Source organism: Oligoflexus sp. (genome assembly GCF_035712445.1).
Lineage (GTDB): Bacteria > Bdellovibrionota_B > Oligoflexia > Oligoflexales > Oligoflexaceae > Oligoflexus.
Map to the genome: position 1 here is coordinate 35672 of NZ_DASTAT010000066.1, position 12638 is coordinate 48309.

The following is a 12638-nucleotide window of genomic DNA, read 5'->3' on the forward strand; positions in this document are numbered from 1 at the left end:
TATCGGAACCGTTGATATCAGAACTTAAGATATTGATGGATCCAGTTGAGGGGAGTGAGACATGCACAGTGTCACTTCACAGGCGACGTGGTGGTCTGTGGTCCGTGCCATGGCCGAAATGGTAATCTTTGGCTATGACGAACTGGAACTGACGGAACGTTACGTTCGCGACGAGCTTCTGGAAGCAGGGTTTTCTTCGACGGATATCGAAGCGGCCTGCGACTGGGTGGAAAAAGCCGTGAATTCGGGAACCGTCGTGGAATCACTCGCTATGCTGCAAAGCAAAGGCGAAGGCGTTCGCATCACCAATCCGATGGAACGCATCAACTTTAGCAACAAGATCTGGTCGAAGATTGAGCTGTGCCGGCATAAAGGGATTCTTTCCAGTGACATCATTGAACGCATGCTCGAAGGAGCCCGCGTCATTGATACTCGTGACTGGGATGATGAAGAAGTCAGCAACCTGCTGGCGGAAATCTTTATCGCCGTGCTGCCTGGAACATCGGAAGGCGACTTCCATGACATGTTCCACGCCTGCGTGCCCGATTACTATTGCTGATAGACGAAAGACCTGTCCCCTCTTACTGGAGGGGCTGTCTTGCTCATACAAAATCTTCTCGCATCCTACTTTCGCGACCCTTGTTTGGATGAAGTTCTGATCAATGGCTGTGATCAGGTCCTTCTTCTCTCTGGCGCTCAAAGGCGCATGGAATCTTCACCTTTTTCCTCCACTCAAAGTATGATCGAAGCCTGTCAGAACCTGGCTTTTTCACAGAACCTGCGTCTGGATCCTTTGATGCCGGCCGCGGGTGGCGCTTTGGAGATGGACGCCGAGCATTTCCGCTGGCACTGCGTCTTGCCTCCGGTTTCACGCGATGGTCCACTTTTGAGTCTCCGGCGTCATCGCCTCCGTGCTCTTGATCTTAAAGATTTTGTGACATCTTTTATGATCACGGAGCTGGACCGTGTTGCCGCTGCGTCCGCACCTCTTTTGATTGCAGGACCTACCGGCGCGGGGAAAACCTCGCTGATGATGGCTCTTTTACAGCGTACGGCCCGGGACATGCGCGTGGCGATCCTGGAACAGCTTGCCGAACTTCCGCGTCTGGGACCGGGATGGATGCGTCTTCTGGCTCAGACTTCGGATCTTGGCGGCGAGGGTGCATTCAGTCTGAGTCAGAGCTTTGATGAGCTGCTCCGCTTGCGTCCTGATCGCATTGTGATCGGTGAATTAAGGCAGAAAGAGGAAGCGCGCGCGCTCCGTCGTGCTGTGCTGGCAGGACATGGAAGCGTGTGGGTGACGCTTCATGCCGGAAGTCCCGAGTCCCTGGCGGCTCGACTCGCCGATCTTGCCGACGAGGATCTTCGGATATGGCAGAGCCTTCTGTGTGAACAGAACGCGCACTATATACTGATGGGTCGAAATTTTCCGCGCGTCACAGGCATCTGGCAATTCACAGAGGACGGACCCCAAAAAAAAGCGCCCTGAATTTCAGGGCGCTTCTTTTCTTTCTTCGACATCAAATCCGGCTTACTTTTTCTTTCCGAAGAAAATCGCGAAGATCTTCTTGAAGATGCCGAGGAAGGAGTTGGGTACGACCTCAGGCTGCACAGGTTTGATAATCGTCTTGCCACGCGGCTGGATGGTCGGCGTTGGCTGATTGGGATTGGTGTGCGCCTTGCGGTGGCGGTTGCCTCCGCGTGGATGCGTGGCTGCCCCTGCAGGTGCAGCAACAGCTGCTGCTGGTTGCTGGCGCGCATCCTGGCGTTTGCCCTTCTGTCCCTTCGGCTGCTGCTCCTGTCCTTTGCCTTCGGCTCCGCCCCGATCCTGGCGAGCTTCGATGCGCGGACCACCGCTCGGTTTCCGCTCGTGCTTAGGCTTATCACCCTGCGCACTGGCGCCGGCTTTTGGTCCGCCACGATCCGGACGTTTCGAGCGATCACCGCCGCGGCGACCGTCTCTTCTTTCCTCTTTGTCATTCATACGGGAACCCTTGAATTCTGGATCTTTATAAGGATTGCCGGCTTTGTCTTCGATCTGCAGATAGGATTCAGGGAACCATTCGGTTTTAATTTTGATGTTTTCGCCAAGGTACTTTTCGATGTCGATCAGATTGTGGCCGTAATCTTCACAGACCAGCGAGTAAGCGGCACCGCTGGCACCCGCACGTGCGGTACGACCGATGCGGTGGACATAGTTCGCTGCTTCGTCAGGCAAATCAAAATTATAAACGTGGGTCACGCTGGAAATATGCAGGCCGCGGCTTGCCACGTCGGTGGCAATCAAGGCTTTGACCTTGCCTTCCTTGATTCTTTGAATCAAGGCAATCCTTTTTTTCTGAGGCAGGTCACCTGTGATCAGATCACATTCGATGCCGTTGCCCATGAGCTTGTACTGAAGCCATTCCGCCACGATCTTGGTATTGGCGAAAACCACCGAACACACGGGTTGATGATCCCGCAGAAGACCGAGCATGACTTGCAGCTTCTGTGTCGAATCACAGATCACGGCATGCTGCTCGATGCGCTCAGGCGTCATCACTTCGGGGTTGGCAGAAATGTATTTAGGATTTTCAAGATACTCGAAAGCGAGTTCCTTGACCTTCTCGTTGGTCGTGGCCGAGAAGAGGAGCTTTTGCGTTTCGGGACTGAGCTTGCTGAGGAAAAATTCCACGTCCTCGATAAAGCCCATGTCCAGCATGCGGTCGGCTTCATCACAGATGAAAAGGCAGAGGTCTTGGGCCGAGAAGACCTTCTTCTGATAGTAGTCTTTCAGACGCCCGGGAGTCGCGACGATAACATCGATGCCCTGCTTGATGCGCTGGGCCTGTTTGTCGTAATCCACCCCACCAAAGACGGCCATGCAGGAAATATTCAGCTGATTGAAGAGCAGCTCCGCATCCGCGGAAATTTGCAGGGCCAGCTCGCGGGTCGGGGCCAAAATCAAAGCCTTGGGCAAGAGACTATTCTCGCCCCCTGCTTCCCTCAGCTTCAAAAGCTGATGGGCGATCGTGATCAGGAACACCCCGGTTTTGCCGGTACCGGTTTGAGCAAAGCCTGCGAGGTCCTGACCCTGGATGGTCTGGGGCAAGCATAAGCCCTGGATAAGAGTGGGTTTTTCCCAATTGAGGGTGCGGACGGCGGCAATCAATTCCTCCGCAAGTGCCAATTCCTCAAAGGTTTCAACGGGAAAGAGCTGCTCGTCTTTGACAACCACGACCTCGTCATCATCATCATCCTCAGGGAGGATGGGAAGACTTGGTTCGATCACCGAAAGAGGTATGTGATCGATAGTAATGTCAGGGGTTTCGACAGGAGGCAGCGCACCAGTCTCTGGCAGGTCCTCGTCGTTGACGGGATTCGCCGCACCTTCCGGAGCTTCTTCGAGAATTGGATCTGAGACTGGCTTGTGAGTTGTCATAAGGTCTTCTTTATCACTCATCGCGTCTTCCGCTGCGTTAAGCAGCTAATTTTTTTTTGAATTTAACCGATATCAAGGCATACAGCCACATAAAAAAGGTGCACGAATGGCAGAAAATCACCCTGATGACCTGGATGCATTGATGGATGTCTCTCAAGCAGACAAGCCCGAGTCAGGCGATGAAACCGCTGAGGCGGCGTTGGTTCACGGGCCATCTGGCGAAAGCGAGAAGGATACCTTGGAAAGCGCGCAGCTCCAAGCTGAAGTCGCAGGCACTGGAGAAAATAACGTAGCGTTTGGCGCGGATGCGGCAGAATCCGTGGCGCCGAAGGCTGCCAAAGTGGACGAGAAACGGGAAAAACTCTTCGCAGATCTTGAAGACGCCAAAAAAGCTATGACGGAGCTGATGGCCTGGAAGGAGGATATGCGACTTCTCGCCATGCATCACAATACGCTGGGGCCCTACTACGATAACTGGACCAAAGAGGCCAATTTGTTTTTCCGCCGACTTGTTATAATTAATAAGCGGCTTGAGACTCTTAGGAAAAAGAAAAGGGCTTAACAATGATCCGTTTGCGCAGAATCAATCCCTGGCCGATCCTCACCTGCGGCGTCCTCGCATCCCTCGCCGCCTGTGTAACTCCGGCCGAGGAGCAGCAGCTTCGTGATGATATCTTTGGTCTTCAAACCCGCGTTCTTCAGATGGAAAACCAGCTGAGCGCGCAGGGGAAAGAGATCAACACCGCGACCAGCCGGCAGGAGGCCTCGGTCAGTACAAGGCTCGATAAGATCTCGATCGAGCTGCAGCGAATGAAGGGTGATATCGACGCACTACGCATTGGAGTGACGACAGGTCAGCTCCCAGGAACCGATCCCGACCAGGAAGGTTCGGTGGCCAAGACTCTGACTCAACTCAACGAACGCATGACGCTGGTCGAAGAAAACCAGAACAAGATCCTCGGCGTCATCGATAAGTCGGTGGAGTCGAGCAAGAAGTCGGATAAGAAAGACGAGAAGGCGAAGGACAAAGAGAAGGCCGCGAAAGCCACAGAAAAAAAAAGCGCTTCGCTGAAAAATCTTGATGATCTGCGCACCGCCTTCGATAAGAAGAAATTCAAGGCGATCGCTGAAGAGGGCGAGAAAGTCCTCGGCAGCCTGAAGGCCAAGAAAGATAAGCAGGAAGCCACCTACATCATCGCCGAGAGCCTTTATAAGTCCGGCAATATCCGTGAAGCCGCTTTGAAATATAACGACTATATTGAAAGCAAGCCCAAGGAAAACATGTCCGTGGCGCTGCTCCGCATGGGCGACTGCTTCCAGCAGCTCGGCGATGCGGAAACCGCGAAGATCTATTATCAGGAACTGATTCAAAAATACGGCAGCTCGGCTGAAGCGAAACAAGCCAAGAATAAGCTGGCCAAACTCTGAACTGGAAGTGAAATGACCCTGATCCTTGGTATCGAATCCAGCTGCGATGAAACAGCCGCCTCGGTGGTCCGTGACGGACGGCAGGCGCTTTCATCCGTTATCAAATCGCAGATCGACGTGCATCGCGCCTTCGGTGGTGTGGTGCCCGAGATCGCGGCCCGTGAGCATCTGAAGCTGATCGATGCCATCGTCGAGCAGGCTCTGCGGGAAGCTGACTGCACTCTGGATCAGCTGGATGCGATCGCCGTGACCCAAGGTCCCGGACTGATCGGAGCGCTTCTGGTCGGCATCGCGTATGCCAAAGGCCTTGCCTTTGCCAGCGGCAAACCCTTGATCCCCGTGAATCACGTCGAAGCCCACGTGCAGGGCGCGGTCCTGGGACTGGACGTCCCCGAGTCCGAACTTTACCCCTGCCTCGCCCTTGTCGTATCCGGCGGTCATACGAATATTTACTATATGCCCGAGCCTACGGTTTATGAGCTTTTAGCCTATAGCATCGATGATGCCTGTGGGGAGTCCTTTGACAAGGTGGCCAAACTCTTTGGACTGGGATACCCTGGTGGGCCCGTGATCGAGGAACTGGCACAAAAGGGTCATGCCGAGCATTATCCGATGCCGCGCATGATGGAGCAGAAGAACAAACTCCTCTTTAGTTATTCAGGTCTGAAAACCTATATGGTAAACTTGCGTGGAAGGCATGCCGCAGATATGAGCGAAGAAAAACTTCGCGACTTCTGCGCCTCCTTTCAGGAAGAAGCCCTTGGCCAACTTGTTCGCAAGCTCGACGGTGCCAGTCAGCAGCGTCCAGCCGCCCGCAGTATTCTGATCGCTGGGGGCGTCGCGGCCAATCAAAGGTTCCGGGCTTTGGCCCAGGCGAAATTAAAAATTCCCGTATATTTTCCCCAACTGCGCTTTTGCTCCGACAACGCCGCGATGATTGCAGCTCTGGGTTATCAGCACTACGTGAAGGCGAACGATACGTCCGTCTTTAAACAACTGGGCTGGGATGCCTTTTCCCGTTATCAGTTTAGCTGAAACGACCAACATTCATCAGCAGGAGCTGCTCCATGTCTATGGGTGAAGACCGTATTAAACAGAAGAAATCACTGAGCCAGGTCTTTTTGAAAACCGATTGGCCCGTGCGCAAAGTCGTCGAACGCCTTCAGTCCCTGCATATCACCCGCGTGCTGGAAATCGGCCCTGGTGGTGGTGTTCTGACCCGGGCTCTGATCGAGCAGCCCTGGAAGGTCACAGCGGTCGAGAAGGACCATCGCTTTGCCGACCGCCTCGAAGAGTACTATGCCGCACGCAAGGGCGAGCTGCCTGGCAGCCTGCGCATCGTGAACGAGGACGTCCTGAAATTCGATCTTGAGGAATGGCTCGATGAATCGAATGAACCAACGGCCATCGTCGGCAACATTCCCTATGCGATCTCCACGCCGATCGTCATGTGGGTGCTTCCCTCTATGCATCGCGTGAAGGGCGTCGAGCTTCTTGTGCAGCTGGAATTCGCCGCCCGCCTTGCCGGTGTCGCGGGCACCAAGGATTACGGCAGCCTTTCCGTTTACACGCAGCTCCGCACCCAGGTGCAGATTGAGTGCAAGGTCGAACGCACCTGCTTCACGCCGGTGCCGGCTGTCGACAGCGCCCTCGTTTTCATGAAGATGCGCGCGCATACGATGCCGGATGATTTCTTACGCAAGGTGGAAACGGTCGCTCGCGTGTCCTTCACGCAGCGCCGCAAAAAACTGCGGAATGCCATCAGGCAATTTTTAACGGAAGAAAGACTGCAGGGCTGTCCGATCGATCTGAATCGCCGACCGGATACCCTGACGCCGGAAGAGTATGTGGAACTGACGAAGTTCATTTATTCGCTATGATGGGACTCGCTCCGAGGCCGTGCGGATCGGTTCATGATCCCAGCTGTTCGTAAGCGGTACGGATCAACTCCTCGGTACTCTCCCAGGCAATGCAGCCGTCGGTAATGCTCTGGCCATAAACCAAAGGTTTTTGCGCCAGATCCTGCTTGCCCTCGCGCAGATGACTCTCCAGCATCATTCCAAGAATACGGCGGTTGCCATTTTTGAACTGGCGGAAGACTTCGCGGAAGACTTCGGGCTGCCGTTTATAATCCTTGCTGCTGTTGCCATGACTGCAGTCCACCAAAAGAAGCCGCTGGCTTTCAGCCGCTTTGATGCGAACAAGGCAGTCTTCGATATGGGCTTCGCTATAGTTGGGCCCCTGATTCCCGCCGCGCAGAATGATATGCGCATCCGGATTGCCCTTGGTCTGCACGACCGCGGTCATACCCTCGCTATCAATCCCCAGGAAATGATGCGGATGCCGGGCCGAGGTCATGGCATCCAGGGCCACCTGCATGCCGCCGTCGGTCGCATTCTTAAAGCCGACTGGCATGGAAAGGCCGCTGGCCATCTCCCTATGCGTCTGACTCTCCGTGGTGCGCGCCCCGATCGCAACCCAGCTGATGAGGTCGGCGATATACTGCGGAACGATCGGATCCAGAAATTCCGTACCGGCCGGAAGATTGAGCGAGGCCACATTCAAAAGAAACTCACGCGCAATCTGCAGTCCGCTGCGAATATCATGACTGCCATCCAGCTCGGGGTCATTGATCAGACCTTTCCAGCCGATGGTCGTACGCGGTTTCTCAAAGTACACCCGCATCACGATCGCGATCCTGTCTTTCACGTCATGACAAAGTTTCGCCAGTTTCCTTGCATATTCCAGCCCGGCCTTCACATCATGGATCGAACAGGGCCCGACGATCACGAGGAGCCTTGGATCCTGACCACTCAGAAGCTGCCTGAGTTCCTCGCGCCAGCTCGAAACATTCTCCAAAATGCTTTCCGGAGCCGGGATTTTGGCTTTCAACTGGACCGGGGACGGGAGCGGGATAAACTCGCTGACGCGCGTATTTTCAATGGACTGCATGGCGATTCCCTTGTGTGTGAGGACCGCCTTCAGAATTAGCGTAGTTTGAATGTTTCACGCAAGAATTGTTCTGAGGCGCGCCTTCAATCGTCCTCATCGTGGAGGTTGATATCTTCCGGATTGTAGGTGTCCTGAAAGTCGAGATCGACCACGCAATCGCCATTGATCCGGGCCTGGCAGGCGAGCCTTACCGTGCCGTCGGTCGGAAGCTTGAGTCGTTTCAGAAGCTTTTCCTCGTCAGGCTTCATCGGGGAAAGATTCTGAGCGCCTTCGGTGATTTTCACGCCGCAGGTCCCGCAACGGCAGGATGCGCAGCCGAAGCGGACCTCGGCACCGGCCTTGCGGCCGGCCAAAAGGATCTTGGTGTTGCTATCGACCTCAGCGAATTTCTGGGAGGGTGTAAACAGGATCCGCGGCATATTGGCTCTTTCGTAGCCTTACACCGAAACAGCAAACTCCCGCAGGGCATCATTGAGCGACGTTTTCAGGTCGGTCGATGCCTTCCGATTGCCGATGATGTAAGCGCAGGATGTGAAAATCTTGCCGCTCCCGACGGCCTTTTCCTTGGTGCCGGGGACGACCACAGCTCTAGGTGGAATTTTACCCCGGGTCTCTTTCATTTCGCCATCGCGGATATCAATGATGGGTGTGGAGGCGGTCAGAGTCACGTTTGCCGCCAGCACAGCCTCGTCTCCCACTTCCACGCCTTCGACCACGATGCAGCGGGAGCCGATAAAGGCGCCGTCCCCGATAATCACAGGCTTGGCGCTAGCCGGTTCCAGCACACCACCCAGGCCCACGCCACCGGAAAGGTGCACATTGGCTCCGACCTGCGCGCAGGACCCGACGGTCGCCCAGGTGTCGACCATCGTATTTTTGCCGACATAGGCCCCGATATTCACATAGGACGGCATCAGCACCACGCCCGGTTCCATGAAGCTGCCGTAACGCGCGGTGGCGGGTGGGACGACGCGGACTTTCAACTCATCATAGTTTCGTTTCAGAGGGATTTTATCGTAGTAAACGAAGGGACCGCAATCCACGCGCTGCATATCCATGACGCGGAAATAAAGAAGAATGGCGGTTTTAACCCAGGCGTTCACCTGCCAGCCGTCACCCACGCGATTGCAGACACGCAGTTCGCCGCGATCGAGCAGCTTGATAACTTCCTTGATCACATGGTCGCCTTCACGGGCGACTTCGGGTTTTCCGCTGGCCACAGCCGCGTCCATAGACAGGATATCGCGTTCCAATTGCTTAATGTCCATATTTTCCGTCCTTTATAAGACCCCTGAGTTTCGATAGCCGCTGAGCTTATCTTTTTCACCCTCTGTTTTGCTCAAAAGCAGCCGGATCTTCAAGAGCCCAGTGATGGCACCCCGTCCGTCCTGACAGGTTGGGCCTTCACGGGACGGAAATGTAGGACCTTCACGCGCAGGACGCCATCACTGCAGGATCAATGAGCTTTCCCCTAGAAAAATAGTCTCCTGCAGCGTGAGACGGCAACGCAGGACATGCTGCGCATTCACGGGAGGAAAATTCTTTTTGCAAAAAAATGAATGAAAACCGCGCTGGTTGGCATTGCCTTGGATGGTGCTTTTCAGCTGCGGCTTTTCCAAGAGACGCCCATCCAGCGTCCATTCCTGAGTAATACGCTCCCGGACGCCCGGCGGCGCGACGACCGGAGCCACGCAGCAGATGGTCGAACCTTCGGCGAGCTTCGCATTGAATTCACGCGACGACCAGATCGCCGGCAGGTTTTCAACGCCATTATCTTTTTGATCCTCGTTGGTGCCGAAGTGCGGTTTGTTCACCCAAACCGAAAGCAGGGGAAAACGAAAGGCGGGAGGCAGAGCCAGAAGATTCAAAAGAGTCAGCGCCTGCAGAATCGCGGAGCTGATCAGATGCGTGCGGTCGATGCGCGTCGGAAAAAGTGCGAGCGCGGCGGCCGAGGCCATGGCGAGGTAAAAATTCGAAAGATGCCCCGGCCAGACAAAAGGATAAAGAAAACTGCCTGCGCAGAGTATGCTCCAGAGCCGGAGGAGCTGACGGTAGATGGTGATGGGCAGAAGAGTCTTCCACCATTCATCCCAAAGAGTGGTGGCCAGAAGAATCATGGTGACGCAAAGATAAACCCAGCGATGGCTCACGCTGAAAAAAGGCAGGCTGAACATCAGAATATACTGGGTCATGTTCTGCGTCAGGGATTGACTCAGCCAGTTGACGGCCTTCAGACGCGGCGAAGTCTGGCCCTTGGCTTCATGCTGCGTGGCCATGCGTCCCACAAGGTGCAGCAAAAGAAACATGGGAACCAGGGCCAATAAAAAAATAGTCAAACGCGTGGTGTGTTGAAAATCGCGTTTCATCGCGAAAACGGAATAAATACCCCAGCCCAGGAACACGAGCGTGAGGGCTTTGCGCCACCTGGATTTCATGCTTTTGACTTCCACTCCCCGTCTATGGAAACAGGCCATCCTTCTATGATACCCTGGATGGGAGCCGAACTCTAACAGATCCATCCCTAAAATGTCAGCATAAGAGGCACGGACATGCTTCGTCCCTGGTCCATTCTTATTTCTGTTTTCGTACTCAGCTGCAAATCCTTGCCGCATGACCGGCATGCCAGCGCGCAATTCATGCGAATGGCGACAGAATCAAAGGCTACGCGTCTGCTGGCCACAGCGGACACAAGACGCCTGTTCCAGGCGATGGCTCGCGTGGATTCGGATCAATCCTGCAGCGGCGTCCTGATCGGCAAAGACGCGGCACCGGACAGTCCCGCCTATCTTTTAACAGCCGGTCACTGTCTCATGGACCTTGAGGATATCCGTTCGTCCCAGCGTATTTTCCGCGATGCGTTGCCGCGCTCGGATCGCAATGCGATTCATTTTGAGCGGGGCGATTTTCGAATCGGTCGCGTTCTTTATGCGACGATGAAGGGCGTGGATCTGGCGATTGCGGAAATCACGGAGGACGATAACGCGGCCTCCATCTTTCGCCTCACGGAAAGGCAGGAGCTTGATGCGGAAGACGCGCGGGCTCCGCGTGCGCTCACGCTGCGGCAGTTGAAAGAACGCGGTATTGAACCTTTGCCCTGGGCCAAAAAACTTCCTGAGTTCGGTGATCAGATTCGCATCATCAGCGCGGCCGTGGATGATGAGACTGATGCGGACATCCTGCGCGAGCACCGCTGTCGTCATGAAGGGCTTGCCGATGTCATCGAAAGCATCTGGCATTGGCATGGGGTCGCCCGCAATAACTGTGACGATATATTGCCCGGCGCTTCGGGTGCACCCGTTTTAAACAAGGATGCCGCTCTTTTCGCCATTGTGAATACCAGCAGCCGCAATGCTCTGAGTCAAGACTGTTACCTCGGGCAGCCCTGTGAATTAACGGAAAAGAGTTTTCAGGTCGCCGCCGCGCGCAATTATGGAACGCTCGTTCTCCATCTGCCCTCATGCTTCAATGCCCAGGGGAATTTTGCGCCTGAAGAGCCTCGCTGCACACTGGAACGGCGCGGCCAGGCCACGGTGCTGAGTCAAATTCCAACGCCTTTGAATCCTGGAACACGGACGGAAGCGGAACGGGAATGGGGCGTCACTCTTCAGCCTGTGGATTCGGGCAGCCGTGGTTTTCATTACAAAACTGTAAGCCTGCCCATGCAATCGTGCCAGCAAATGGATGGCTACAGCGAACGGCTTCCCTGGCCCGGACCCGATCTTCGTAAACTTCCCGCGCCCCTTTCGGCTGGCCTCTATGCGCTTTGCATCGTAAGTGAGAAAGAATATGAGAACCAGGATCTCAGGCATGCGGCCATGATTATTCTGAATGTGGACAATCAAGCGCCTCAGCTCAAGCCGCGGCTCGTCACGCAACCCAACAGTCAGGAGCCCCTTATGGCCGTGCGCAAAAGCTGTCGGAATCTGCCGCTCCGCGCGACCTTCGAGCAAAGGCGGCGGTGCGCTGTGGCGGTGCTGTCGCTTGAAATTCAGCCCTATGAAATCGTTGATTTTTATCACGGCCTTGTCGACGGCAAAGCCCAGGATTGCCGATCCGTGAAAAACGAAAATCGCGGCGCGCAGCTCTCAATTCCTGTCGATCAGCTTCCTGCATCTCTCTGCGTGTGGGCTGTGGATGGCGCAGGCAACAGGTCTGAGGAGCCGGTCATCCTTCCAATCCGCGCGGCAAACCGCCGTGAAATAATCGAAGCAACTGACGTCATGGCGGACTGGAGTTTCCAGCAACCTTAAGTCCTTGATGTCAGCCTGTAACAGTGATTATATGCAAAGCGTCAGCATTTCTTCTGATGAAATAGTTTCGCCCAGCTTTTTTTGGGTCTATAATCCGGACAATTCTCAAAGGGCGATGAAAAACTATAGTGGGGACTGGTGAAAAAATGCAGTCAAATATTACTCCAGCGCAGCCTGAACGTCATCATGGTTCCGACCAGGATCAGCAGGATGATGTGATTGTGGATATGGAAGTCCTGAATGTCGTCAGCAATCACGGTGGTGATGCTTCTTTCCTGCAGTATCTTTTGGGACTTTTCGAGAAACATGGTCAGCAAAGTCTGGATGAATTGAAAGCCGCTTTGCAAAAGCGCGACCCCGCTGCTCTACGGCATGTCGCCCATCGTTGGCGTGGCAGCTGTTTGAATGTTGGGGCTGTGCGTCTGGCTGAAGTGCTCGGCCGCATCGAGGATGATCCCATCAACGGCCAGGAAGCCGATGAGAGCCTTGAGGCGATTGGAAAAAATTGCGAGGATCTTTTTCTGAGAAGCTGCCAGCAATTGCGCCAGCAGCTTCCCGGAATCCATCCTTCCTAAGGCGCCGCTGAT

The 12638-nt window shown here is 54.8% G+C and carries 13 protein-coding genes; 8 read left to right on the top strand and 5 right to left on the bottom strand.

Annotation, left to right across the window (positions count from 1 at the left end):
• Window positions 1-61 precede the first annotated feature (61 nt).
• On the top strand, window positions 62-559 hold the full coding sequence (locus VFO10_RS14255) for a DUF494 family protein (protein WP_325141244.1): 498 nt from the start codon (window positions 62-64) through the stop codon (window positions 557-559).
• 39 nt (window positions 560-598) lie between these two features.
• A complete protein-coding gene (locus VFO10_RS14260) occupies window positions 599-1489 on the top strand; it encodes an ATPase, T2SS/T4P/T4SS family (protein WP_325141246.1) in 891 nt (296 codons plus the stop codon).
• Between the two features lie 42 nt (window positions 1490-1531).
• On the opposite strand, the gene VFO10_RS14265 is transcribed toward VFO10_RS14260, so the two are convergent.
• Window positions 1532-3442, bottom strand: coding sequence for a DEAD/DEAH box helicase (locus VFO10_RS14265; protein WP_325141248.1), 1911 nt, complete (start codon window positions 3440-3442; stop codon window positions 1532-1534).
• A gap of 85 nt (window positions 3443-3527) precedes the next feature.
• Between VFO10_RS14265 and VFO10_RS14270 the strand changes: the two genes are divergently transcribed.
• From VFO10_RS14270 to rsmA, 4 genes are read left to right on the top strand one after another with little or no spacing between them, the layout of a single operon-like run.
• Complete coding sequence (locus VFO10_RS14270; RefSeq protein ID WP_325141250.1) at window positions 3528-3983, top strand: hypothetical protein; 456 nt, start codon at window positions 3528-3530, stop codon at window positions 3981-3983.
• 2 nt (window positions 3984-3985) lie between these two features.
• The gene (locus VFO10_RS14275) at window positions 3986-4849 is read left to right on the top strand and encodes a tetratricopeptide repeat protein (RefSeq protein WP_325141252.1); all 864 of its coding nucleotides are present in this window, start codon (window positions 3986-3988) and stop codon (window positions 4847-4849) included.
• Window positions 4850-4861: 12 nt separating this feature from the next.
• Entirely contained in the window at window positions 4862-5884 is a 1023-nt protein-coding gene (tsaD, locus tag VFO10_RS14280; RefSeq protein ID WP_325141254.1) for a tRNA (adenosine(37)-N6)-threonylcarbamoyltransferase complex transferase subunit TsaD, read from the top strand.
• A 32-nt stretch (window positions 5885-5916) separates the two neighbouring features.
• Window positions 5917-6729 (top strand): 16S rRNA (adenine(1518)-N(6)/adenine(1519)-N(6))-dimethyltransferase RsmA, encoded by an 813-nt coding sequence (rsmA, locus tag VFO10_RS14285; protein WP_325141256.1) that lies wholly within the window; start codon window positions 5917-5919, stop codon window positions 6727-6729.
• A 31-nt stretch (window positions 6730-6760) separates the two neighbouring features.
• Here rsmA and VFO10_RS14290 read toward each other — a convergent pair whose 3' ends face one another.
• The 4 genes from VFO10_RS14290 to VFO10_RS14305 all read right to left on the bottom strand — a co-directional run bounded on the left by VFO10_RS14290 (window position 6761) and on the right by VFO10_RS14305 (window position 10236).
• Window positions 6761-7801 (bottom strand): 3-deoxy-7-phosphoheptulonate synthase, encoded by a 1041-nt coding sequence (locus VFO10_RS14290; RefSeq protein ID WP_325141258.1) that lies wholly within the window; start codon window positions 7799-7801, stop codon window positions 6761-6763.
• A gap of 83 nt (window positions 7802-7884) precedes the next feature.
• The gene (locus VFO10_RS14295) at window positions 7885-8220 is read right to left on the bottom strand and encodes a 2Fe-2S iron-sulfur cluster-binding protein (RefSeq protein WP_325141260.1); all 336 of its coding nucleotides are present in this window, start codon (window positions 8218-8220) and stop codon (window positions 7885-7887) included.
• Between the two features lie 18 nt (window positions 8221-8238).
• Window positions 8239-9033, bottom strand: a complete 795-nt coding sequence (locus VFO10_RS14300; RefSeq protein WP_349259369.1) for a 2,3,4,5-tetrahydropyridine-2,6-dicarboxylate N-succinyltransferase — start codon at window positions 9031-9033, stop codon at window positions 8239-8241.
• Between the two features lie 213 nt (window positions 9034-9246).
• Window positions 9247-10236, bottom strand: coding sequence for a hypothetical protein (locus VFO10_RS14305; protein WP_325141264.1), 990 nt, complete (start codon window positions 10234-10236; stop codon window positions 9247-9249).
• A 114-nt stretch (window positions 10237-10350) separates the two neighbouring features.
• Here VFO10_RS14305 and VFO10_RS14310 point away from each other — a divergent pair, with 114 nt between their 5' ends.
• Window positions 10351-12051 (top strand): trypsin-like peptidase domain-containing protein, encoded by a 1701-nt coding sequence (locus VFO10_RS14310; RefSeq protein ID WP_325141266.1) that lies wholly within the window; start codon window positions 10351-10353, stop codon window positions 12049-12051.
• Window positions 12052-12197: 146 nt separating this feature from the next.
• Window positions 12198-12626 carry an Hpt domain-containing protein gene (locus VFO10_RS14315; RefSeq protein WP_325141267.1) on the top strand — a complete coding sequence of 143 codons (429 nt, stop codon included), beginning with the start codon at window positions 12198-12200 and terminating at the stop codon, window positions 12624-12626.
• Window positions 12627-12638 lie beyond the last annotated feature (12 nt).

What these genes read in the sequence shown, in the direction of transcription:
- VFO10_RS14255 (WP_325141244.1), top strand. Translation starts at nt 62, where the DNA reads ATGCACAGTGTCACTTCACAGGCGACGTGGTGGTCTGTGGTCCGTGCC.
- VFO10_RS14265 (WP_325141248.1), bottom strand. Translation starts at nt 3,442, where the DNA reads ATGAGTGATAAAGAAGACCTTATGACAACTCACAAGCCAGTCTCAGAT.
- VFO10_RS14270 (WP_325141250.1), top strand. Translation starts at nt 3,528, where the DNA reads ATGGCAGAAAATCACCCTGATGACCTGGATGCATTGATGGATGTCTCT.
- VFO10_RS14275 (WP_325141252.1), top strand. Translation starts at nt 3,986, where the DNA reads ATGATCCGTTTGCGCAGAATCAATCCCTGGCCGATCCTCACCTGCGGC.
- tsaD (WP_325141254.1), top strand. Translation starts at nt 4,862, where the DNA reads ATGACCCTGATCCTTGGTATCGAATCCAGCTGCGATGAAACAGCCGCC.
- rsmA (WP_325141256.1), top strand. Translation starts at nt 5,917, where the DNA reads ATGTCTATGGGTGAAGACCGTATTAAACAGAAGAAATCACTGAGCCAG.
- VFO10_RS14290 (WP_325141258.1), bottom strand. Translation starts at nt 7,801, where the DNA reads ATGCAGTCCATTGAAAATACGCGCGTCAGCGAGTTTATCCCGCTCCCG.
- VFO10_RS14295 (WP_325141260.1), bottom strand. Translation starts at nt 8,220, where the DNA reads ATGCCGCGGATCCTGTTTACACCCTCCCAGAAATTCGCTGAGGTCGAT.
- VFO10_RS14300 (WP_349259369.1), bottom strand. Translation starts at nt 9,033, where the DNA reads ATGGACGCGGCTGTGGCCAGCGGAAAACCCGAAGTCGCCCGTGAAGGC.
- VFO10_RS14305 (WP_325141264.1), bottom strand. Translation starts at nt 10,236, where the DNA reads ATGAAATCCAGGTGGCGCAAAGCCCTCACGCTCGTGTTCCTGGGCTGG.
- VFO10_RS14310 (WP_325141266.1), top strand. Translation starts at nt 10,351, where the DNA reads ATGCTTCGTCCCTGGTCCATTCTTATTTCTGTTTTCGTACTCAGCTGC.
- VFO10_RS14315 (WP_325141267.1), top strand. Translation starts at nt 12,198, where the DNA reads ATGCAGTCAAATATTACTCCAGCGCAGCCTGAACGTCATCATGGTTCC.